Origin of the sequence: Streptomyces sp. CA-251387 (assembly GCF_050936625.1) — a bacterium.
In the GTDB taxonomy this organism is placed as follows: Bacteria; Actinomycetota; Actinomycetes; order Streptomycetales; family Streptomycetaceae; genus Streptomyces.
On sequence record NZ_JBNJMJ010000001.1, the window covers coordinates 6,677,933 to 6,700,852 of the forward strand.

The window sequence follows — 22,920 nt, forward strand, 5'->3', positions numbered from 1 at the left end:
ACATACGGGTGAACGGCAGCCGACGCACTGACGCCGTCCCCCGTCCGGCTGTCCGCATCGCGGACGCGCCATGTCATCCCATGGGACGAGGAGTAGGGTGCCGACATGTCTCGCAGCCTCAATCTCGCAGTGATTCCGGGTGACGGCATCGGCCAGGAGGTCGTGGCCGAAGGCCTGAAGGTCCTCTCCGCCGTCCTTCCGCAGGATGTGAAGCTGGAGACCAAGGAGTACGACTTCGGCGCCCGGCGCTACCACGCCACCGGTGAGACCCTCACCGACGCCGACCTCGACGCCCTGAAGCAGCACGACGCCATCCTGCTGGGCGCCATCGGCGACCCGAGCGTCCCCTCCGGCGTCCTGGAGCGCGGTTTCCTGCTCAAGCTGCGCTTCGCCTTCGACCACCACGTCAACCTGCGTCCGTCGAAGCTCCTCCCGGGCGTCGCCACCCCGCTCGCCGGTGAGCCGAGCATCGACTTCGTCGTGGTCCGTGAGGGCACCGAGGGCCCGTACACCGGCAACGGCGGCACCATCCGCAAGGGCACCGAGCACGAGGTCGCCACCGAGGTCTCCGTCAACACGGCCTTCGGTGTCGAGCGCGTGGTCCGCGACGCCTTCGCCCGCGCGCAGGCCCGCCCGCGCAAGAAGCTGGCGCTGATCCACAAGAACAACGTGCTGACCTTCGCCGGGCACCTGTGGACCAACATCTTCAACAAGGTGGCCGAGGAGTTCCCCGAGGTCACCACCGAGTACATGCACGTCGACGCCGCGACCATCTACCTGGTCACCCAGCCCGAGCGGTTCGACGTCATCGTCACCGACAACCTCTTCGGCGACATCATCACCGACCTCGCCGCGGCCGTCTCCGGCGGCATCGGCGTGGCGGCCTCCGGCAACATCAACCCGTCCGGAGAGTTCCCGTCCATGTTCGAGCCCGTCCACGGCTCGGCCCCGGACATCGCCGGCCAGGGCAAGGCCGACCCCACCGCCACGGTCCTGTCCGTCGCCCTGCTGCTGCGCCACCTCGGCTACGACGCCGAGGCCGCCCGCATCGACGAAGCGGTCTCCGCGGACCTCGCCGAGCGCACCGGCAAGCCCGCCCGCAGCACCGCCGAGATCGGTGACGCGCTGGCCGCACGAGTAGCCGGCTGACCTGCCGCGCACTCGAACAACCTTCGAAGCCGTCGGGTCACATCGCACCCGGCGGCTTCCCCATGTCCGCCGCCGGGTGACACCATCAACCCCTGGGTCGCGGTTTCACGCCGATCACGCCGAACAGGCCGATTTCTTCCACGGCACCCGCTTGAGATAATCGAACGCGGAGCCGCGGATTGAAGGAATGCTCGGACGTCCTAGCACTGGCCACGGGCAGTACTGGCGTGAGTGCGGCCCGCCACAACGAAAACCGGTGAAGGACATCCACTCATGACGACGCCCACGATCGAGCTCAAGCCCTCCGCCAGCCCGCTCTCCGCCGCCGAGCGCGAGGCGATACTGGCCAACCCGGGGTTCGGCCGCCACTTCACCGACCACATGGTGACGATCAAGTGGACCGAGGGCCGCGGCTGGCACGACGGCGAGCTCGTGCCGTACGCGCCGATCTCCCTCGACCCGGCCACCATGGTCCTGCACTACGCGCAGGAGATCTTCGAGGGCCTCAAGGCGTACCGCCAGCCCGACGGGTCCGTCGCCACGTTCCGTCCCGAGAAGAACGCCAGGCGCTTCCAGTCCTCCGCCCGCCGGCTGGGCATGCCGGAGCTGCCGGTGGAGACGTTCATCGAGGCGTGCGACGTGCTGGTGAAGCAGGACGAGGCCTGGGTCCCGGCGCACGGCGGCGAGGAGTCCCTCTACCTGCGTCCGTTCATGTTCGCGACGGAGGTCGGCCTGGGCGTGAAGCCCGCCGGCGAGTACCTGTTCATGGTCATCGCCTCCCCGGCCGGCGCCTACTTCCCCGGTGGCGTCAAGCCGGTGTCCATCTGGGTCTCCGAGGACCACGTCCGCGCCGTGCCGGGCGGCATGGGCGACGCCAAGACGGGCGGCAACTACGCCGCGTCCCTGCTGGCCCAGGCCGAGGCCGCCGCCAAGGGCTGCGCCCAGGTCTGCTACCTGGACGCGGTCGAGCGCAAGTGGGTCGAGGAACTCGGCGGGATGAACCTGTACTTCGTGTACGGCAACAAGATCATCACCCCGTCCCTCACCGGCTCCATCCTGGAAGGCGTCACCCGTGACTCCCTCCTCTCGGTCGCCCGTGACCTCGGTTACGAGTCCGAGGAGGGCCGCATCTCCGTCGACCAGTGGCAGCGCGACTCCGAGAACGGCACCCTCACCGAGGTCTTCGCCTGCGGCACGGCGGCCGTCATCACGCCGGTCGGCACCGTGAAGCGCACCGGCGCCGAGTGGCAGCAGAGCGGCGGAGAGCCCGGCGAGGTCACGATGAAGCTCCGCCAGGCTCTCCTGGACATTCAGCGGGGCAAGTCCGAGGACAAGCACGGCTGGATGCACAAGCTGGGCTAGTTGTCGGCCGGGACCGTCAGGGCCGCCGCGGACTCCGCGTCCGTGGTGGCCCTTTCGCGTCCCGGTGCGGAGTCACCGATCGTCAGCAGCACGTACGCGAGTCCGCCCACCAGCCCCGACAACAGGAAGCTGCAGTCCACCCCGCCGGTCAGGCGCAGCAGCGGCCCCTCGTACGACGGCAGCGCGACCGCCAGCACGCCGACCACCGCACCCAGCGCCCATGACACCGTCGCCGGGATGTTCCAGCCGCCCGAGTACCAGTAGATCCCGCCCCGCGCCCGGCGGTTGAACACCTGCAGGGCCTCCGCGTCGTACGTCCCGCGACACCGCGCGAAGCCGATCAGGGTGATGACCGCCCAAGGTGTGCCGATCGCTGTCAGAAGCAGCACGAAGGACGTCATCGCGTCCTGCGCGGAAGAGTAGTAGTGGCCGATGAACACGCAGGCCGTGGCGATCACCGCGACCGCGTACGTGGCCGTCGCCCGGGACGCGCGCGGCAGGATGGCGTCCAGGTCGAGGCCCATGGAGTAGAGCATCAGACCGGCGTTGCCGACCGAGCCCGCGGAGGCGGCCAGCAGGAGCGGGACCAGGTACCAGGCGGGGGAGGCGGAGACGAGCGGTCCGGCGTAGTCGAGGGCGGCCTGCGCCGCGTACGCCGTGAACGTGCCGAACAGCTGCGGGACCAGCAGGCCCAGGATCAGGCCGAGCCACGTCGCGTGCAGGACGCGGCGGGAGGTGTGGCGGGCCGGGGAGATGTAGCGGGTGTAGTCGCCGAGCAGCGTGATGAAGGCGATCGGGCCGGACAGGCCCGCGGCCACCATGGCCAGCAGCCAGGTCGGCCAGAAGCCGCCCAGCAGATAGCCGTCGGCGTCCGGCAGGGCGGCGGTGGTGAAGTGCGGGGCGTACGCGATCACGCCGAGGACCAGCAGCGCCGTCATGCCGATCGCGAGGACGCGGGACAGGGCGAGCAGCACGCGGTAGCCGTACACCGCCGCGGTGACGGTCGCGGCGGCGAGGAGTGCGTAGACGACGCCGTACGACACGTCGTTCGCCGGCACGCCGAACAGGCGGCCCAGCACGCTCACCATCACATCGCCGCCGATCCACACCGTCAGGGCGGAGTAGCCCAGCGCCAGCAGCAGGCCGACGACCGAGCCGACCAGGCGGCCCCGGACGCCGAACTGGGCGCCGGAGGACGTGGACAGGTTCGTCGCCGTGCGCAGGGAGATCAGGGCCAGCGGGGCGGTGAGGGCCGTGCCGACGAGGGTGCCGACCACGATCGAGCTGACCGACGCCCACCAGCCCAGGCCGAAGGACGGCGGCAGCCAGCCGAAGACGATCACTCCCAGACAGAGGTTCGAGCCCAGGAGGATCGAGACGAGATCGCGTGGCCCGCTGGTGCGTTCCTCGTCGGGGATGGTGTCGACTCCGCGCTGTTCCATCGGCATGGCAGGTCTCCTTCGATCGGCCGCCAGAGTTAGAGCGACGTTCAATGTGATGGATCGGTTCCGCCGAGTCAACACTTCGGTTCTCGGGATTTCATGTTTAGAGTGATGCTCTAATGTGAGGGAGGCAAGGAGGTGCCCGCGTCATGAGACTGACCCCCACGGAACGTGACCGGCTGCTGCTCTTCGGAGCCGCAGAGCTGGCCCGCGCCCGCCGGGCCCGAGGGCTCCGGCTCAATGTGCCGGAGGCCACCGCGCTCATCGCGGACACCGTGTGCGAGGCCGCCCGGGACGGGGTCCGGCTCGCCGAGGCCATCGACCGCGCCCGGTCGGTGCTCGGCCCGGACGATGTCCTGCCGGGCGTCGCGGACATCGTCACCGAGGTGCATGTCGAGGCGGTCTTCGACGACGGCTCGCGGCTCGCGGTCGTGTCCGACCCGATAGGGGGCGGGCTCGGTCCGCAGGCTCCCGGCGCGCTGCTGCCGGGGCCCGAGCACGTCGAGCCCGAACCGGTCGTACGGCTCACGGTCACCAACACCGCGACCGTCCCCGTCTCCGTCACCTCCCACTTCCACTTCTTCGAGACCAACCCGCGTCTCGACTTCGACCGCGCGTCGGCCTACGGCATGCGGCTCGCCGTCCCCGCCGGGTCGTCCGTGCGCTTCGGGCCGGGGGAGAGCGTCGAGGTCGGGCTCGTGCCGATCGGGGGTGACCGGATCGCCATCGGGTTCGCCGGTCTGGTCGACGGGGCGCTGGACGCGCCCGGCGCCCGCGAGGAGGCACTGCGCCGCGCCGCCGCCTGCGGCTACCTCGGCGTATCGGAAGCACCTGATGGCGTATCGGAAACACCGGATCAGGAGGTCTAGCGATGAGCCGCCCAGGAGGCCACCCCGCGGAGGCCCGCCGCCTCAGCCCGTACGAGTACGCCGCCACGCACGGTCCGCGGGCCGGTGACCGCATCCGGCTCGGCGACTCCGGTCTCACCATTCGCGTCGAGTCCGACTCCCAGCGCTACGGCGACGAGTTCCTCGCCGGCTTCGGCAAGACCGCCCGGGACGGGCTGCACCTCAAGGCGGCCGCTGTCCGGGAGACCTGTGACGTCGTCATCAGCAACGTCGTCGTGATCGACGCGGCGCTGGGGATCCGGAAGGTCTCCATCGGGATCAGGGAGGGGCGGATCTGCTCGATCGGGCGGGCCGGTAATCCCGACACCCTCGACGGGGTCGACGTCGTCGTCGGCACCGGCACGTCGATCGTGTCCGGCGAGGGGCTCATCGCCACCGCCGGGGCCGTCGACACGCATGTCCATCTGCTGTCGCCGCGCATCATGGAGGCCTCGCTGGCCTCCGGGGTGACCACGGTCATCGGGCAGGAGTTCGGGCCGGTGTGGGGCGTCGGGGTCAACTCGCCGTGGGCGCTGCGGCACGCGTTCAACGCCTTCGACGCCTGGCCGGTCAACATCGGGTTCCTGGGGAGAGGTTCCTCTTCGGATCAGGCTCCCCTGGTCGAGGCCCTCGCCGAAGGTGGCGCCTCGGGCTTCAAGGTGCACGAGGACATGGGCGCCCACACCCGGGCGCTGGACACGGCGCTGCGCGTCGCCGAGGAGCACGACGTCCAAGTCGCCCTGCACAGCGACGGGTTGAACGAGTGCCTGTCGGTCGAGGACACCCTCCGGGTACTGGAGGGCCGCACCATCCACGCCTTCCACATCGAGGGCTGCGGCGGCGGACATGTGCCGAACGTCCTGAAGATGGCCGGCGTCCCGAACGTCATCGGCTCCTCCACCAACCCCACCCTGCCCTTCGGCCGGGACGCCGTCGCCGAGCACTACGGCATGATCGTCTCGGTCCACGACCTGAAGACCGATCTGCCCGGCGACGCCGCCATGGCCCGCGACCGCATCCGCGCCGGCACCATGGGCGCCGAGGACGTCCTGCACGACCTGGGCGCGATCGGTATCACCTCGTCGGACGCGCAGGGCATGGGACGCGCGGGCGAGACGGTCCGCCGTACCTTCGCCATGGCCGGGAAGATGAAGGCCGAGTTCGGCGCCCCGGACTGTGGTCACGACAACGAGCGCGTCCTGCGCTACATGGCCAAGCTGACCATCAACCCGGCCATCGCGCACGGCCTCGCGCACGAGGTGGGGTCGCTGGAGGTCGGCAAGCTGGCCGACATCGTGCTGTGGCGGCCGGAGTACTTCGGCGCCAAGCCGCAGCTCGTTCTGAAGGCCGGCTTCCCGGCGTACGGCGTGGTGGGGGATCCCAACGCCGCCACCGACACCTGCGAACCCCTGGTCCTCGGCCCGCAGTTCGGGGCGTACGGCGCCACACCCGCCGACATCTCGGTCGCCTTCGTCGCCCAGGCCGCCGTCGACCAGGGCAACGACACGATGCCCACCCGCCGCCGGAGGGTCGCCGTGCGCGGCACGCGCGGCATCGGGCCGGCCGATCTGCGTCTGAACTCCCGTACCGGGGCGGTCGATGTGGACCAGCGCACGGGGCTGGTCACGCTCGACGGAGAGCCGCTGCGCTCCGAGCCCGCCGAGTCCGTCTCCCTCAACCGCCTGTATTTCTTCTAATGTCACAGCCTGTGAGGATCACTGATGTCCGCTGCCGCCGACGGTTTCCGCATGCCCGCCGAATGGACCCCGCACGAGCGCACCTGGATGGCGTGGCCGGGCCCGAACGCGACCTTCGAGGATCCCGAGGAACTCGCCGCCTCCCGTCTGGCCTGGGCGTCGGTCGCCCGTGCCGTCCGCCGCTTCGAGCCGGTGACGGTGGTGTGCGGCCCCGGGCAGTCCGAGGGGGCCCGGGCGCTGCTCGGGCCGGGTGTGGACACCGTCGAACGGGACCTCGACGACGCCTGGATGCGCGACATCGGCCCCACCTTCCTGACCAACGGCAAGGGTGAACTCGCCGCCGTCGACTGGACGTTCAACGGCTGGGGCGCCCAGGACTGGGCCCGCTGGGAGCATGACGCGAAGATCGCCGCGTACGTCTCCGACCTCGCGGGGGCGGTGCGGACGTACGGCTCGGACCTCGTCAACGAAGGCGGCGCGATCCACGTGGACGGCGAGGGCACGGTCCTGCTCACGGAGACCGTCCAGCTCGGCCCCGAGCGCAACCCGCACTGGACGCGCGAGCGGGTCGAGGCGGAGATCCACGCCATGCTCGGCACCCGCAAGGCGATCTGGCTGCCCCGCGGCCTCACCGGCGACTACCCCCCGTACGGCTTCGGCACCCTCGGCCACGTCGACATCGTCGCCGCCTTCGCCCGCCCCGGTGTGGTCGTGGCCCACCACCAGCCGGACCCGGCCCACCCCGACCACGAGGTGACCAAGGAGGTCATCGGCATCCTGAAGTCGGCGACGGACGCGCGCGGGCGCCGGCTGGAGGTGGTGGAGGTCCCCGCGCCGACCGTCCTGGAGGCCGACGGGCACTGGGCCGACTACTCCTACATCAACCACTACCTCTGCAACGGCGGCGTGGTCCTGTGCGGCTTCAACGACCCGCGCGACGAGATCGCGGCCGGAATCTTCCGGCGACTGTTCCCCGAGCGGACGGTGACGCTGGTGGACGCCCGTACCATCTTCGCTGGCGGGGGAGGGATCCACTGCATCACCCAACAGCAGCCGAAGATCTAGGAGCAGCAGATGGCCGGTGCGGCGCGGGCGACCGGTGCGGCGCGGGCGCGGAAGAACGCGCCGCCGCGTGAGGACGTCCTCGCCGCCGCCATGGACATGATCGCCGAGCGCGGTCTGGAGAAGCTCACGATGGCGGCGCTCGGCCGCGAGGTCGGCATGAGCAGCGGCCATCTCCTCTACTACTTCCACTCCAAGGACGAGCTGCTGCTGGAGACCCTGGAGTGGAGCGAGGGCCGGCTCGGCGCCGAGCGCGGCCGACTGCTCACCCGCACGGCACCGGCCCGCGAGCGGCTCGACGCATACGTCGACCTGTACGTCCCCGACGGCCACCGCGACCCGCACTGGACCCTCTGGCTGGAGGTCTGGAACCGCTCGCAGAACGCCGACGACGCCGCCCGCGACCGGCAGGCCGCGATCGAGGGCGCCTGGCACCGGGACCTGGTGGCACTGCTCGCGGAGGGGGTGTCGCGGGGCGAGTTCCGGCCCGTCGACCCGGACCGTTTCGCGTCCCGGCTGCGGGCCCTGCTCGACGGCTTCGCCATCCACGTGGCGATCGGGCTGCGCGGCACGGACCGGGCGCAAGTTCTGCGCCACGTACGGGAGTTCCTGGCCGACAGCCTCCTCGCGGACGCGTGAGCGCACGTCCTGGTTGTACGCAATATTGCGGATTGACCCTGTAGCGCGTGGTGCGTTTGCCTCGTAGGGAGCCCTCGGCGCGGGGCCGGGGGAGAAGCGTCAACGGGGAAATCAGGGGGGAACTTGTCCAGAGCCGCCGCATGCCTCTCAGGCGCGGCTTTACTGCTCGCGGTCACGGCAACGACCGCGTCAGCCGCGCCGCACACTCCGAGAACGGAGAGAATCAGCACCGCCGCCGACGGCACCCAGGCCGACGGGCCGTCGAGCGGGGCCGCGATCAGCGCCGACGCCCGCCACGTCGTGTTCACGTCCACCGCACCGGGCTTCGGCTGCGCGCGCTTCACGCCGTGTCTGCTCACGAAGGACCTGACCACCGGCGAGGTCACCAGGATCGACCTCGGCAGCGGCCACACGTACGGCTCGCCGATGCCGAGCGCCGACGGCAGCCGTATCGCCTTCTCCGCGGGCACCCGGTTCCTGGCCCCTTACCTGTACGACCGCGCCACCGGCCGCGCGGAGCGGCTGTGGCCGCAAGGCCCGCCCGGCTTCAACGAGTTGGGCCGCGTGCAGTCCATCAGCCCGGACGGCACGCACATCGCGTACACCATCGGCAACCGCCACGGCCCCGAGAACACCCGGCTCCTGTACGTCCGGGACACGGCCACCGGCACCGACGAACTCGTCTCACCGGCCGAGGAGGGCTCCAAGGGCGGCGCCTCGGTCAGCGGGGACGGCGCACGGGTCGCCTACTCGCTGCCCGGGCCCAGCGAAGAGACGGACCCGAGGGACGTCTTCGTCAAGGACCGCAGGACGGGTGAGCGCACCCAGGTCGACGCGGGTCTCGGCACCGCCACCCTGATCCGCATCACCGAGGACGGCCGCCGCGTCCTCCTCAACGCCGACTCCGGTGTGTACGTCCATGACCTCCGCACGGGCGAGTCCCGGCGCGTCGCCGAGGGAACCGCCTCCACGGCCACGGCGGACGGCCGGTACGCCGTCGTCTCGGGCGAGGACGGCACACGGGTGCGCGACCTGCGGACCGGGCGGAAAGGGGCCGCCCTCCCGGACGCCGCCCAGGTGATGGACGAGGCGCTGGCCGCGGGCGGGCGTGCCGTGGCGTTCAGTTCGTCGGCGTCCCATCTGGTGCCGGGGGACACCAACAGGGAGTCGGACGTGTTCGTCTTCTCGGGCGGACTCTCGGCCCACCCGCCCCCGATGCCCTCCGTCACCGAGCGGATCAGCCTGACCGCCAACGGCCAGCAGCGGTCCGGGGCGTCGTACGACCCGGTGATGGGCGAGGACAAGGTCGTCTCCTTCACGTCGGAGGGCTCGGTGTTCGTCAACGCGTCCGGCGGCATCTCCCAGGTCAACTCCAGTACGCAGAAACCGTCGTCCGAGGGCACGCCCTGCTACAGCGGACGCGAGGTCGGCCATGTGGCCCCGCACGAGTCCGACGGCGGCCCCGCGGTCCACATCCGCAACCGCGCGGTCGGCAAGCTCACCACCCTCGGCTCCTACCAGGGCGTCCGCTTCACCTGGATGGGACAGCCCGCGGTCGACCCCACCTGCCAGTGGATCACCTACGCCGCCACGCTGCCCGCCACCGACGCCGACCCGGACCCGCGACCCCGCGTCTACCGCTTCAAGTTCAACGGCGGTACCACCGACGTGGTCAGCGCACCCATGGGCGAGGGGGCGGACAATCCGTCGATCAACTACGACGGCCGGTACATCGCCTTCGAACAGGGCGGTGACCTCTACGTCCGCGACCTGGACACCGGCGCCCTGGAAAAGGCCTGGGAGAACGCGTCGGCACCGTCCCTCAGCGCCGACGGCCGCAAGGTCGCCTTCCAGCAGGGCCGTCACGTCCACGTCCGCGACCTCGACACCGGGGCCACCACCCGCGTCAGGGGCGCACAGCCCTCGCTCTCCGGGAGCGGTACGCACGTCGCCTACGTGTCGCGGGGCGCCGTACACCTCCTCGAACTGTCCACGGGAAAGCGGCAGTTGATCAGCGTCGACCGCTGGGGTGGCCGCAACGACCTCCCGGCCGGTCACCCCTCCGTCAACGCCGACGGCACAGTCGTCGCGTTCGAGTCGGCGTCACCCGATCTGGTGGAGGGGGACACCAACGGGGTGTCGGACGTCTTCCTGCGGACAGTGCCATGACACCAACCACCCACGGGGGAACAACCATGCACAGCACCAAGCGAGCCGTCGCGCTCGCCGCCGCCTTCGTCGCCGCCACGGTGGCACTGACCGGAACGTCGACGGGCGCCGAGCCCCGCGTCCCGTCCACCGAGCGGGTCACCCTGTCGGCGACGGGGGACCAGGGCAACGACGACTCCTACGGACCGCAGCTCAGCGCCGACGGCCGCTTCGCGGCCTTCACGGCCGACGCGTCCAACCTGGTGCCCGGCGACACCAACAGGGTGTCGGACGTCTTCGTGCGCGACCTGCGCAAGGGGTCCGTCGAGCGGGTCAGCGTCAGCTCGGACGGCGCGCAGGCCGACCAGCAGTCGTCGGTGCAGGCCATCAGCGCCGACGGGCGGTACGTCCTGTTCAGCTCGACCGCACGGAACCTGGTCCACTGGGACACCCCGCCCACGGACGCGGGCGCCGCCGACATCTATCTGCACGACCGGCGCACCGGCACCACACAGCGGATCAGCGTCGGCTTCGACGGGGGCTCCGCCTACGCGGCCGGCGCCGACCTCTCGGCGAACGCCCGCTACATCGCCTTCAACGCCAAGGCCGACCGGATGGAGGAGGGCGCCCGCGACCTCTTCGGAGCCGTGTACGTCTTCGACCGCCGCACCGGCACGACCGAGCGGATCAGCAACCATGACCGTCCCACCAACCCGGCACTGTTCCAGGACGTGAGCGACGACGGCCGCTACGTCCTCTACACACAGCTCGTCCCGCGCAGCTCCCTCGGCGTCACCTGGGTGCACGACCGCCGCACCGGCGCCGAGGAGCGGGTCAACGTCAAGGCGGACGGCTCCCCGGCCCAGCGGTACGCACTGCCCGCCACGCTCTCTGCGGACGGCCGCACCGTCGCCTTCCAGAACTGGGACGAGGACCTGGTCCCCGGCGGCGGCCCGGACGCGTCCGACCTCTACGTCCGCGACCTGCGCACGGACGTCACCCGGCGGGTCGACGCCGGCCCCGGCGGCGAGAGCATGCCCGACCGGCCCGTGATCAGCGCGGACGGCCGGTACGTGGGGTACGAGGCCACCCCGAGGCTGCCCGGCGGAACGCTAGGCCCGGCCAACGTCTACCTGCGCGACCTGCGCACCGGCTCCACCCGCCTGATCAGCGAGTCGGTCACCGGCGGGCCCGTGACGGACACCTACGTCCGGCTGACCTCGGTGAGCGCGGGGGCGAAGCGCATCAGCCTCGGCAGCGCCTCGGCCCAGCTCGTAGCCGGCGACACCAACGGCGTGAACGACGGCTTCGTCCGCCGCGCGGGCTGATCAGCACAGTGCTCGCATCCTGAGACGGACGGTGAGCACTGGGGCGACTTGTGCCAGACTGCCCCCGTGCTCTCGTTCGCCATGATTATTGGCAGCAGGCGCGCCGGTCCGCAGTGACCGCCACGTACGACCAGGTACGGGCGGACACCGTCGTCCTCGACCCGCGCGCAGACCTCTCGCACCCGCGAGAGGTTTTTCTGTTTCCCGGCCCACCCGCAGCCGGGCGGAGAGCGCGAGGGACCATAGGTGGGGACGGTGGAGCCGGTCATTCCGGTAGACCGAGATCCAACACAGGAGCCTTACGACCATGACGGTAACCAGCGAGCTCGACGACTCGTTCCACGTCTTCGACACCACCCTGCGCGACGGCGCCCAGCGGGAGGGCATCAACCTCACCGTCGCCGACAAGCTGGCCATCGCCCGTCACCTGGACGAGTTCGGCGTGGGCTTCATCGAGGGCGGCTGGCCCGGCGCCAACCCGAGGGACACCGAGTTCTTCGCCCGCGCCCAGCAGGAGATCGACTTCAAGCACGCCCAGCTGGTCGCCTTCGGCTCCACCCGACGCGCCGGCGGCAAGGCGTCCGAGGACCCGCAGGTCAAGGCGCTCCTGGACTCGGGCGCCCCGGTGATCACCCTGGTCGCCAAGTCCCACGACCGCCACGTGGAGCTGGCCCTGCGCACCACCCTCGACGAGAACCTCGAAATGGTCCGTGACACGGTCTCCTACCTGCGCTCGCAGGGCCGCCGCGTCTTCGTCGACTGCGAGCACTTCTTCGACGGCTACCGCGCCAACGCCGAGTACGCGAAGTCCGTCGTCCGTACGGCGTCGGAGGCCGGCGCGGACGTCGTCATCCTCTGCGACACGAACGGCGGCATGCTCCCGGCCCAGGTCCAGGCAGTCGTCTCGACGGTCCTGGCCGACACGGGCGCCCGCCTGGGCATCCACGCCCAGGACGACACGGGCTGCGCGGTGGCGAATACGTTGGCCGCCGTCGACGCGGGCGCGACCCACGTCCAGTGCACGGCCAACGGCTACGGCGAGCGGGTCGGCAACGCCAACCTCTTCCCGGTGGTGGCGGCCCTGGAGCTGAAGTACGGCAAGAAGGTCCTCCCCGAGGGCCGGCTCCGCGAGATGACGCGCATCAGCCACGCCATCGCGGAGGTAGTGAACCTCACCCCCTCCACCCACCAGCCCTACGTCGGCGTCTCGGCCTTCGCCCACAAGGCCGGCCTGCACGCCTCCGCGATCAAGGTCGACCCGGACCTGTACCAGCACATCGACCCCGAGCTGGTCGGCAACACCATGCGGATGCTGGTCTCCGACATGGCGGGCCGTGCCTCGGTCGAGCTCAAGGGCAAGGAACTCGGCATCGACCTGGGCGGCGACCGCGAGCTGGTCGGCCGGGTGGTCGAGCGGGTGAAGGAGCGCGAGCTCAAGGGCTACACCTACGAGGCGGCCGACGCGAGCTTCGAGCTGTTGCTGAGGGCCGAGGTGGAGGGCAAGCCCCTCAAGTACTTCCAGGTCGAGTCCTGGCGCGCGATCGTCGAGGACCGCCCCGACGGCACCCACGCCAACGAGGCCACGGTCAAGCTCTTCGCCAAGGGCGAGCGCATCGTCGCCACGGCGGAGGGCAACGGCCCGGTCAACGCCCTCGACCGGGCCCTGCGCGTGGCCCTCGAAAAGATCTACCCCCAGCTCGCCAAGCTCGACCTCGTCGACTACAAGGTCCGCATCCTCGAAGGCGTCCACGGCACCCAGTCCACCACCCGCGTCCTGATCTCTACGTCCGACGGGACGGGCGAGTGGTCCACGGTCGGCGTCGCCGAGAACGTCATCGCGGCGTCCTGGCAGGCCCTGGAGGACGCGTACACGTACGGCCTGCTGCGGGCCGGGGTGACGCCGGCGGAGTAGGCGGACCGCGTGCCCGGTGCGGGTCGGCCGAGGGTGGGACGCGCAGCCGCCGCAGGCCCTGCTGGGGGCCTGCGGCCCCCAGACCTCTGCTTCGGCCCTGAAGGGGCGCCCCCCTACTGCAACCGCCACTTCTGGTTGCCGGCCCCTGTGCAGCTCCAGATCTGCGCGCGGGCGCCGTTCGCCGAGGAGTTGTCCGTCACGTCCAGGCACTTGTCCGCGGCGCGGTTGACCACGTCACCGGTCGACGCGTCGTACGACCACTGCTGTGCACCCGTGCCGTTGCAGTCGTACAGCTGCACCTTCGCGCCGTCCGCGGTCGAGCCGGACGTGACGTCCAGGCACTTGCCGAGCGCCCGCACCGACCCGTCGCCCTGCACGGTCCACCGCTGGGCGGCCGAGCCGCTGCAGTCGTAGAGCTGCACGGGCGTACCGTTCGCCGTCGAACCCCCCGCCACGTCAAGGCACTTGCCCGCAAGTCCGACGAACGAGCCCGAGCGCTCCCCGCCCCCGGACTGCGTGCCCGACCAGGTGAAGGTCGCCGACGTCTTGCCCGGCAGGGAGTAAGTGGCGTGCTGCGAACCCCAGTTGATCGTCACCGTCTTCGCGGTCGACGCGTCGTTGTAGGCGATCAGCGCCTTCGAACCGTCGGGATTCCGCCAGGCCACGTTGGGCACGGACGACGACGCCGTGGACGCGATCCGCTGCGCACCCGGCCGTACGAACTTCGTCAGATGGCCCATCGTGTAGTACTCGACGGTGTAGTCGACCTGCCCGTGCCGGGAGTCCCCGTTGTGCACGGTGATCAGACCGTCGCAGACCCCGCAGCCGCCGTTGTGCGGCCCCCGGTTCTGGTCCACGGCCAGCGACCACTTCGTCACCGACTTCGCCCAGTTCCGGGTGTAGTCGATGATGTTCATCATGTCCTCGCGCTGCTGGTTCGCGATCCAGGTGCCTCCCGAGTGCTCGGTGCCGAACGCGTCGAGCTGCGGGTACTGGTGGTGCACCTGCGTCTGCTTGGCCACGTCACCGCCGTAGCCGTGCCAGGCGATCCCGCCGAAGTTCGGGTGGGAGCGGACCGCCGCGTCGTCGACGGTCTGGGCCGCGTACGCGTCGTAGGTGTCCCAGTTCCAGTCGTGCGCCAGCACCTTCGTAGACAGCCCGGCGCTCCGCAGCTTCGGCAGCAGCTCGTTCTTCGTGAAGTACGCCAGCCCGCTCGCGTTCCAGCTCATCGACGGATAGCCCGAGCAGCAGGTCGGTTCGTTCTGGGCGGTGACGTAGGAGATCGGGATGCCCTGGGCCTGATAGGCCTGCACGTACTTCACGAAGTACGAGGCGTACGCCCCGTAGTACTCCGCCTTCAGCCAGCCCCCGTTGAGCTGCCCGCTGTCCTTCATCCAGGCGGGAGCGGTCCACGGCGAGGCCATCACGGTGAGCGAGGGATTGAGCTGGAGCGCCTGCTTCGTCAGCGGTACGACGTCCTGGAGGTCGTGTGCGATGGAGAACTCGGAGAGATCCGGATCGGTCTGACCGGCCGGCACATCGTCGTACGTGTACCCGAACCGCGCCAGGTCCGAGCCGCCCATCGGATTGCGCAGGAACGACAGCCCGATGCCCTCCGTCGGGGAGAACAGCTTGCGCATGGTGGCGTCCCGCGTGGCCTGCGGCAACGCACCGCTGCCGTCCATCAGCCAGGCCGCGGTGTCCGTGAAGGACGCGCCGCCGCCGGTGAAGGTCTGGTAGCGGGTGTTCTCGTCGACGGTGATGTTCTCGCCGCTGCCACCGGACCCGGCCTGGAAGGCGAACGGCGTCTGCGGCTGGAGCCCGCGGACCACATGGCGTCCGCCGGCGTCGTCCGTCGTGGTGAGCCAGGCGGTGACCTGTTCGCCCGCGGCCTGTGCGGGGGTGGCCAGCGGGAAGCCGGTCGCCGAGAAACCGGCCGTCGTGAGGAGCCCGGCGAGGAGCAGCCCGAGCGTCCGAGTGGATCTCCTCATGGAGCGCCGCCCTTCTGGAAGGTGGGGGATGGGGGCGTGCGAGGCGTGAGTAAATGACGGCTTCCTATACACGTCAAGGGGTCGCGCGTTCACTTGCCGAAGGGACAACCCCTCCGATCCGGCCAGGAGTTGAGGGCACACCGGTCCTGACGTGAAGTCTTGACGCCAAGAGGCACCGCCAGTTAACTCACGGCGTGAGCTAAGTCATATGTGGACTATGAGAGTCGAGGGACGTTCCATGCGAAGAACCGCCCTGCTCGCCTCCGCCGCGCTCCTGACCGCCCTGCTCCCGCTCACCACCGCTGCCCCGGCGTCCGGCGCCGACGACCCCGCCCCGGTCCCCGTCGACCGCTTCGAGGGCGAGGTCCCCTTCGCGAGCCCTCCCGCCGAGGGCATCTTCACCTGGGGCGGCGACACCGACGACCCGCCCGCCCTCCGGCTGACCGCCCGCGACGACGCGCCCGAGGGCGAGCAGGTCCTCTCCGGCACGTACGACATCAGCGGCTACGGCGGCTTCACCCACGACTTCGCCTTCGCCGCGCCCGCCCACGACTGGTCCGCCCACAAGGGCATCCGCCTGTGGTGGGACGGCCGGAACAACGGCAAGAAGATCGCCTTCGAACTGAAGGACGGCGGCGCCAACGGCGAGGCCTCCGAGCTGTGGACGACGTCCTTCACCGACGACTTCACCGGCTGGAAACAGATCGAACTGCCCTTCACCGACTTCACGTATCGCACGGACTACCAGCCGGTCGGCGGCATCGACCACATCCTCGGCCTCACCGAGACCTGGGGCTACTCCGTCACTCTCCCCGTCGGCACCAAAGCCGAGTTCGCCATGGACGGCGTCGAGTTGTACGGCAAGGCCGACCAGTCCCTGAAGGCCTCCGTCCGCACCGACTCCGCCGTGTATCCGACGGACGAGGGCGGCACGGCGACCGCGCGGCTCACCGTGGCCACCACCGGCTCCGCCCCCATCGACGAGCCCGTGACCGTCACCTACGAGACGACGGGCGGCACCGCCGACCCCGGCGGCGACTACACCCCGGTCACGGGAACCGTCACCTTCCCGGCGGGCACGGCCTCCGGCACCACCCGCGAGATCCGCGTCCCCACCCTCAGGGACAGGTCCGCCGAGCCGGCCGAGACGATCCCGCTGAAGCTGACGGTCACCGGCGCCAAGCCCCCGGCCGAGACCCCTCAGATCGTCGTGGACGCGCACGGACTGCCGTATCTCGACAGCAAGTTGCCCGTGCACAAGCGCGTCGCCGACCTCCTCTCCCGCATGTCCCTGGCGGAGAAGGCCGGCCAGATGACCCAGGCGGAGCGCGGCGCGCTCACCGAGTCCGGTGACATCGCCACGTACGCCCTCGGCTCGGTGCTCTCCGGCGGCGGCTCCACCCCGACGCCCAACACCGCCGAGGCCTGGGCGAAGATGATCGACGGCTTCCAGCTCCGGGCGCAGGCGACGCGCTTCCAGATCCCGCTGATCTACGGCGTCGACGCGGTGCACGGCCACAACAACCTGGCCGGCGCGACGATCATGCCGCACAACGTCGGACTCGGCGCGACCCGGAACCCGGCGCTCGCCCGTCAGGCCGGCGCGGTGACGGCCGCCGAGACCCGGGCCACCGGCATCCCCTGGGACTTCGCGCCCTGCCTGTGCGTGACACGGGACGACCGGTGGGGACGGGCGTACGAGTCCTTCGGCGAGGACCCGGCCCTCGTGGACTCCATGGAGACGATCATCGAGGGCCTTCAGGGAGCCGCGAACGGCAAGGACCTGAAGGACGCCGACAAGGTCCTCGCCACGGCGAAGCACTTCGTCGGCGACGGCGGCACCGCCTACGGCTCCTCCGCCACCGGCACGTACACCATCGACCAGGGCGTCACCAAGGTCACCCGGCAGCAGCTGGAGGCCGTCCACCTGGCGCCGTACGAGACAGCCGTCGACCGCGGTGTGGGCACGGTCATGCCGTCGTACTCCTCCCTCGACCTGATCGGCGACGGCCGGGGCCCCGTCAAGATGCACGCCCGCGCCGACATGATCAACGGCGTACTCAAGGACCGTATGGGCTTCGACGGCTTCGTCATCAGCGACTGGAACGGCATCGACCAGATCCCCGGCGACTACGCCTCCGACATCCGTACGTCGGTCAACGCCGGCCTCGACATGATCATGGCCCCGTACGCCTTCCGGGACTTCCGCACCACGCTTGTGAAGGAGGTCGAGGCCGGGCGCATCAGCGAGAAGCGGATCGACGACGCCGTAGCACGCATCCTCACGCAGAAGTTCCGGCTGGGGCTCTTCGAGAAGCCGTACGCCGACACGAGCGGCGCATCGAAGATCGGGTCCGCCGCCCACCGGGCCGTGGCCCGGCAGGCCGCGGCCGAGTCGCAGGTGCTGCTGAAGAACGCCGACGGGCTCCTGCCCCTGAGGAAGACACAGAAGGTGTACGTCGCCGGATCCAACGCCGACGACATCGGCAACCAGAGCGGCGGCTGGACGATCACCTGGCAGGGCTCGTCCGGGGACATCACCCCCGGTACGACGATCCTGGAGGCGGTGCGGAAGAACTCCGCGCGGCTGACGTACTCCAAGGACGCCTCGGCCCCGACGGACGGCCATGACGTCGGCGTGGTCGTCGTCGGCGAGACCCCGTACGCCGAGGGCGCCGGAGACGTCGGCAACGGGCACGACCTTCGGATCGGCGCTGCCGACCTGGCCGCCGTCGACAAGGTGTGCGGCGCGATGAAGTGCGCGGTGCTGACCGTCTCCGGGCGCCCGCAGCTGATCGACGACGAGACGCTGGCCGGGATCGACGCGCTGGTCGCCTCCTGGCTGCCGGGCACCGAGGGCGACGGCGTAGCGGACGTCCTCTACGGCAAGCGGCCCTTCACCGGGCAGCTCCCCGTCACCTGGCCGAGGAGCGAGGCGCAGCTGCCGATCAACGTCGGGGACGCGTCGTACGACCCCAGGTTCCCCTACGGCTGGGGCCTGCCCACGCTGACCAAGGTGCCCGGGGGCGGCGCCGCGACCCTGAAGGCGCTCGGCATCGCCGCCGCGGCCGCCGAGAAGGCCGGTGCGGAGGAGGCAGGGCGTGCCCTGGTCACCAAGGCCCGGCTGATCGTCCAGCGGAAGGCCGGAACGGAGATCACCGAGGCGATGGCCGGGCCCTTCGCCGAGGCCGACCATCTGCTGCTGACGGGCCGGTACGGGGCGGCGGTGGAGAAGCTGAGCGCGGCGTACCGGGCGGCGTGAGCCGTCGTACGGCACCAGGTACCGGCGCAGGGATGTCGGTCCCGGTGGGATTCCCCCACCGGGACCGACGCCATCGCCCGGTCCATCGGGTAGCGTCGAGGGTATGAGGACTCCGCTGTTCCGGGGCCTCATGCGCTCGCTGATCGTGCCGGTCACCGCGACTGTTGCGGTGCTCATGGCCGGCGCGCCCGGCGCACATGCGGCCACGGACCTTTCCCAGGTCGCCGAGGCGCTGCGCGAGGATCCCGTCTACGTGGCCCCCGCCGCCTCGGACCAGCTGTCGTCGGCTGACGCCGAAGCGCTCGCCGACAAGATCAGGGACGCCGACAAGCCGGTCTTCGTCGCCGTCCTCCCGGCCGATCAGCCGACACAGAACCTCCTGCTGAACCTCCGTACCGAGACCGGTGTCACGGGCCTGTACGGCGTTCGGGTCGGTGATCGCTTCGACGCGGCGGCCGACTCCGTCGTGCTGTCCCGGCAAGGCGTGAACAACCTGGTCACCTCGGTGCAGAGCGCCGGCGATCCCAAGGCCCAGCTGAACGACTTCGTCGACGCGGCGCTGCGCAACGTGCGCGGCACGGCGCCCGCCAGTTGGAGCGACGGCGGGGGCGGCGCAGGCGTGGACGTCAGCGGGCTGATCGCGGTCGGCGCGGTGCTGGCGGCGGGCGGCGCGGGCGCGTACGCGCTGGTCCGGCGCAACCGGCGGCGCCACGAGCAGGAGCAGCGGGCGGCGCTGGAGAAGCTGCGGGTCGTGGTCGACGAGGACATCACCGCCTTCGGCGAGGAACTGGACCGCCTGGACTTCCACCCGGCCGAGCCCGGCGCCGACGACGCGATGCGCGCGGACTACGAACGCGCGCTGGACACCTACGAGAAGGCCAAGCGGCTCATGGACGGGGCCCGCAAACCGGAGGACGTCAAGGCGGTCACCCAAGCCCTGGCGGACGGCCGCTTCTCCCTCACCCAGCTGGCCGCCCGCCGGGATCACCGGCCCCTGCCGGAACGCCGCCCGCCCTGCTTCTTCGACCCGCGCCACGGCCCGGCGGTCGCCGACGAGACCTGGACCCCGCCCGGCGGCGCTGCCCGCGAGGTCCCGGTCTGCGCGGCCGACCAGACCCGTCTGGCCGCCGGTCGCGACCCCGTCGTCCGCGAGGTGGACACCGAGCACGGCCGCCGACCGTACTGGGAGGCCGGCCCCGCCTACGGCCCCTGGGCCGGCGGCTACTTCGGCGGCGGCATCCTCCCCGGCCTGCTCATCGGCACGATGCTGGGCAGCATGATGGCCACCCCCGCCTACGCGGCCGACTACGGCGCGGGGTACGGGTACGGCGGCGGAGGTCATGAGGGCGGCGACGTGTCCGGGGCGGACTTCGATACTGGGGACTACGGAGGTGGGTTCGACGGCGGAGGCTTCGGCGGAGGGGACTTCGGCGGGGGAGGGTTCGACGGCGGAGGATTCTGAGCGGACGGCCGGTGGGCGCGACAGGCACGGGCCCGGCGTCGGAGGACGCCGGGCCCGCAGTACTGGCAGGTCAGAGGTGCTGAAAGATCAGAGGCCGGACGCCGCCGACGCGATCGCGGAGGCGAAGGTCGAGACCTCGGTGTAGACGCCGGGGGCGTTCGGGCGGGCGCAGCCTATGCCCCAGCTGACGATGCCGACCTGGATCCAGGCGTTGTTGGCGTCACGGCGGAACATGGGGCCGCCGGAGTCGCCCTGGCAGGTGTCGACGCCGCCCTGCGGGTAGCCGGCGCAGATCTCCTCGTTCGCGATGAGGCCGCTGTAGCCGCTGTAGGAACGGCACTGGGCATCGCTGACGAACGGCACGTTGGCCTTGAGCATATAGCGCTGCTGGCCGCCGCCCTCGGTGGCCGCGCCCCAGCCGGCGACGGTGAAGGTGCCGGTGTTGTACTGCGTGGTCGTGGCGATCTTCAGCGTCGGCAGGTTGATCGGCTGGGCGAGCTTGATCAGCGCCCAGTCCTTGCCGTTGCCGTTGTAGCCGGGCGCCCGGTACACATACGTGGAGCGGACCTGGACGCGGCCGCTGGTGGACTGCAGGTCCACGACGCCGGCGGTGGCGGTGATGCTGGTGTTGGGGCCGGTCGAGCCCACGCAGTGCGCGGCGGTGAGCACGATCTGCTGGGTGTAGAGCGCGCCGCCACAACCCATGGAGAGCCGGACCATGAACGGGAACTCGCCCTGTGCGGCACGGGTTCCGCCGACGACGGGCTGGGGAGCGGCCTCCGCGGCCGAGACGGGCTGAAGGCTGACGATCGCGAGAGCGGTGGCGCCGATGGCCGCGCATCTCTTGAGCGCGGTGAGGAGCTTCTTCAACGTGATGCCTTCCGTGGGGGGTTGGACATGCGAACGTTTGGAGAGCGCTGGTCCGTCAGGGGCATGCCACACAAGGGGAAAGGAGAGGGAAAGGGGAACCTCTCCTTGTGACATGCGCCGGTCAAATCTGTTGCTGGATTATGGGAATGCTGTGAGCGCCTTCACAAGTGGCCAAATCCGGCCACGCCCGCTCAGGACCCGGGCGCCCCGCCCGGGAACCGCCGTCCGTACCGCTCCCCGGCGGCATGCCACCAGCCGGGCGGCGACGGGCCGTTGACGACAGCGGTCGGCCGGCCGGAATGCAACCCGAGCCGCCACAGGCCCCGGCCTGCCGACCTTCTAGGCCAAGAACTGACCTATAGCGCACCTACCGTGTTTCCCATGACCCCCCTCGACGGCACCGAACCCCTGTCCTTCGAGTCCGCCACCGCCCTCGACACCTGGCTGACCACCCACCCCGCACCCCAGCACCAGGGCCTCTGGATCAAGGTCGCCAAGAAGGGCTCCGGCATCCCCTCCGTCACCGCCGCCGAGGTCAACGACGTCGCCCTGTGCCACGGCTGGATCACCGGTCAGCGCAAGGGGCTCGACGCCACGCACTTCCTTCAGAGGATCACTCCGCGACGGCCGGACAGCCTGTGGTCGATGGTCAATGTGCGGCGCGTCGAGCAGCTGACGGCCGCCGGCCGTATGCGGCCCGCCGGGCTCGCGGAGGTGGACGCCGCGAAGGCCGACGGGCGGTGGGCGGCGGCGTACGCGTCGCAGAAGGACGCCACCGTCCCCGACGACCTCGCGGCCGCACTGAAGCGGAATCCCCGGGCCGAGGCGGCCTTCGACGGGCTGGGCAGGACGGATCGGTACCTCGTCATGCTCGGCATCCTCCGGGCGCGGACGCCGGAGAGCCGCGCGGCTCAAGTGGCCTCCGCGGTGGCGAAGTTGGAGTCCTCCGTCGGTTCTCCACCGCCGCCTTCGCGAACTTGACCAGCCGGTCCTGTCTTCCTGGGCATGGCGCCTCCCCCGATGCGGAATCTCTGCAGACACGGCAGACATGACCGAGCACCCGCCCTCCTGACACGGGGGAGTAGGAGGGCGAGTGCTCAGCGGGAGGGGAGGAGGAAGCAGGCGGCGGCGTTGTCGCCGAAGGCTCACGCGTTCCTGATCGCCGAGATGTCGAAGTTCAGCTTGATCTTGTCGGAGACCAGCACGCCGCCCGTCTCCAGGGCCGCGTTCCAGGTCAGGCCCCACTCGGAGCGCTTGATCTCCGCCTTGCCCTCGAAGCCGACGCGCTCGTTGCCGAAGGGGTCCTTCGCCGCGCCGTTGAACTCCAGGTCGATGGTGACCGGCCTGGTGGTGCCGAGGATCGTCAGGTCGCCGGTGATGCGGTAGTCGTCGCCGCCGACGGCCTCGGCCGACGTCGAGCGGAAGGTCATCGTCGGGAACTCGTCGATCTTGAAGAAGTCGGCGCTCTTGAGGTGGCCGTCGCGGTCCGCGGACCCGGTGTCGATGCTCTCCATCTTGACGTCGATGGACGCCGTGGACGCGGACGGGTCGCTGCCGTCCAGGTGCAGCGAGCCGCTGAAGTCGAGGAACTTGCCCTTGACATTGGTGACCATGGCGTGGCGGACGGTGAAGCCGATGGTGGAGTGGGCCGCGTCGATCGTGTAGTCGCCGGTCAGTGCGGACAGGTCGGTGTTCGTCATGACGTACTC

At 70.6% G+C, this 22,920-nt stretch carries 16 protein-coding genes; 12 read left to right on the forward strand and 4 right to left on the reverse strand.

The features are described from left to right. Window positions 1-105: 105 nt before the first annotated feature. Window positions 106-1,149, forward strand: coding sequence for a 3-isopropylmalate dehydrogenase (locus tag ACQEV2_RS30050; protein ID WP_433048226.1), 1,044 nt, complete (start codon window positions 106-108; stop codon window positions 1,147-1,149). Window positions 1,150-1,422: 273 nt separating this feature from the next. Continuing rightward, window positions 1,423-2,511 (forward strand): branched-chain amino acid aminotransferase, encoded by a 1,089-nt coding sequence (locus ACQEV2_RS30055; protein WP_433048229.1) that lies wholly within the window; start codon window positions 1,423-1,425, stop codon window positions 2,509-2,511. Here the strand turns inward: ACQEV2_RS30055 and ACQEV2_RS30060 are convergent. Next, window positions 2,508-3,959, reverse strand: coding sequence for a cytosine permease (locus ACQEV2_RS30060; RefSeq protein WP_433048232.1), 1,452 nt, complete (start codon window positions 3,957-3,959; stop codon window positions 2,508-2,510). The genes ACQEV2_RS30055 and ACQEV2_RS30060 overlap by 4 nt on opposite strands. Before the next feature lie 143 nt (window positions 3,960-4,102). Here ACQEV2_RS30060 and ureA point away from each other — a divergent pair, with 143 nt between their 5' ends. The 7 genes from ureA (at window position 4,103) to cimA (ending at window position 13,626) form a co-directional block, all read left to right on the forward strand. Continuing rightward, window positions 4,103-4,822 (forward strand): urease subunit gamma, encoded by a 720-nt coding sequence (gene ureA / locus ACQEV2_RS30065; protein WP_433048235.1) that lies wholly within the window; start codon window positions 4,103-4,105, stop codon window positions 4,820-4,822. A gap of 2 nt (window positions 4,823-4,824) precedes the next feature. Further along, complete coding sequence (locus ACQEV2_RS30070; RefSeq protein ID WP_433048238.1) at window positions 4,825-6,537, forward strand: urease subunit alpha; 1,713 nt, start codon at window positions 4,825-4,827, stop codon at window positions 6,535-6,537. Between the two features lie 24 nt (window positions 6,538-6,561). Further along, window positions 6,562-7,602: an agmatine deiminase family protein gene (locus ACQEV2_RS30075; protein ID WP_433048241.1), complete on the forward strand. Its 1,041-nt coding sequence runs from the start codon at window positions 6,562-6,564 to the stop codon at window positions 7,600-7,602. A 9-nt stretch (window positions 7,603-7,611) separates the two neighbouring features. After that, complete coding sequence (locus ACQEV2_RS30080; RefSeq protein ID WP_433048244.1) at window positions 7,612-8,238, forward strand: TetR/AcrR family transcriptional regulator; 627 nt, start codon at window positions 7,612-7,614, stop codon at window positions 8,236-8,238. A gap of 123 nt (window positions 8,239-8,361) precedes the next feature. Continuing rightward, the gene (locus tag ACQEV2_RS30085; RefSeq protein WP_433048247.1) at window positions 8,362-10,407 is read left to right on the forward strand and encodes a hypothetical protein; all 2,046 of its coding nucleotides are present in this window, start codon (window positions 8,362-8,364) and stop codon (window positions 10,405-10,407) included. A gap of 26 nt (window positions 10,408-10,433) precedes the next feature. Then, a complete protein-coding gene (locus tag ACQEV2_RS30090) occupies window positions 10,434-11,714 on the forward strand; it encodes a TolB family protein (RefSeq protein ID WP_433048250.1) in 1,281 nt (426 codons plus the stop codon). Between the two features lie 307 nt (window positions 11,715-12,021). Further along, entirely contained in the window at window positions 12,022-13,626 is a 1,605-nt protein-coding gene (gene cimA, locus ACQEV2_RS30095) for a citramalate synthase (RefSeq protein WP_433048253.1), read from the forward strand. Window positions 13,627-13,739: 113 nt separating this feature from the next. Here cimA and ACQEV2_RS30100 read toward each other — a convergent pair whose 3' ends face one another. Continuing rightward, on the reverse strand, window positions 13,740-15,617 hold the full coding sequence (locus tag ACQEV2_RS30100) for a lectin (protein ID WP_433048256.1): 1,878 nt from the start codon (window positions 15,615-15,617) through the stop codon (window positions 13,740-13,742). A 238-nt stretch (window positions 15,618-15,855) separates the two neighbouring features. On the opposite strand from ACQEV2_RS30100, the gene ACQEV2_RS30105 reads away from it, so the two are divergent. Both ACQEV2_RS30105 and ACQEV2_RS30110 read left to right on the forward strand, forming a co-directional pair. Further along, window positions 15,856-18,879 (forward strand): glycoside hydrolase family 3 protein, encoded by a 3,024-nt coding sequence (locus tag ACQEV2_RS30105; protein ID WP_433048261.1) that lies wholly within the window; start codon window positions 15,856-15,858, stop codon window positions 18,877-18,879. Between the two features lie 103 nt (window positions 18,880-18,982). Continuing rightward, a complete protein-coding gene (locus ACQEV2_RS30110; protein ID WP_433048264.1) occupies window positions 18,983-20,341 on the forward strand; it encodes a hypothetical protein in 1,359 nt (452 codons plus the stop codon). An 87-nt stretch (window positions 20,342-20,428) separates the two neighbouring features. Here the strand turns inward: ACQEV2_RS30110 and ACQEV2_RS30115 are convergent, their stop codons facing one another. Then, a complete protein-coding gene (locus ACQEV2_RS30115; RefSeq protein WP_433048267.1) occupies window positions 20,429-21,211 on the reverse strand; it encodes a S1 family peptidase in 783 nt (260 codons plus the stop codon). 381 nt (window positions 21,212-21,592) lie between these two features. Between ACQEV2_RS30115 and ACQEV2_RS30120 the strand changes: the two genes are divergently transcribed. Continuing rightward, window positions 21,593-22,192, forward strand: a complete 600-nt coding sequence (locus ACQEV2_RS30120) for a YdeI/OmpD-associated family protein (RefSeq protein WP_433048270.1) — start codon at window positions 21,593-21,595, stop codon at window positions 22,190-22,192. Between the two features lie 164 nt (window positions 22,193-22,356). On the opposite strand, the gene ACQEV2_RS30125 is transcribed toward ACQEV2_RS30120, so the two are convergent. Then, a complete protein-coding gene (locus ACQEV2_RS30125) occupies window positions 22,357-22,911 on the reverse strand; it encodes a YceI family protein (protein ID WP_433048273.1) in 555 nt (184 codons plus the stop codon). Window positions 22,912-22,920: the final 9 nt, after the last annotated feature.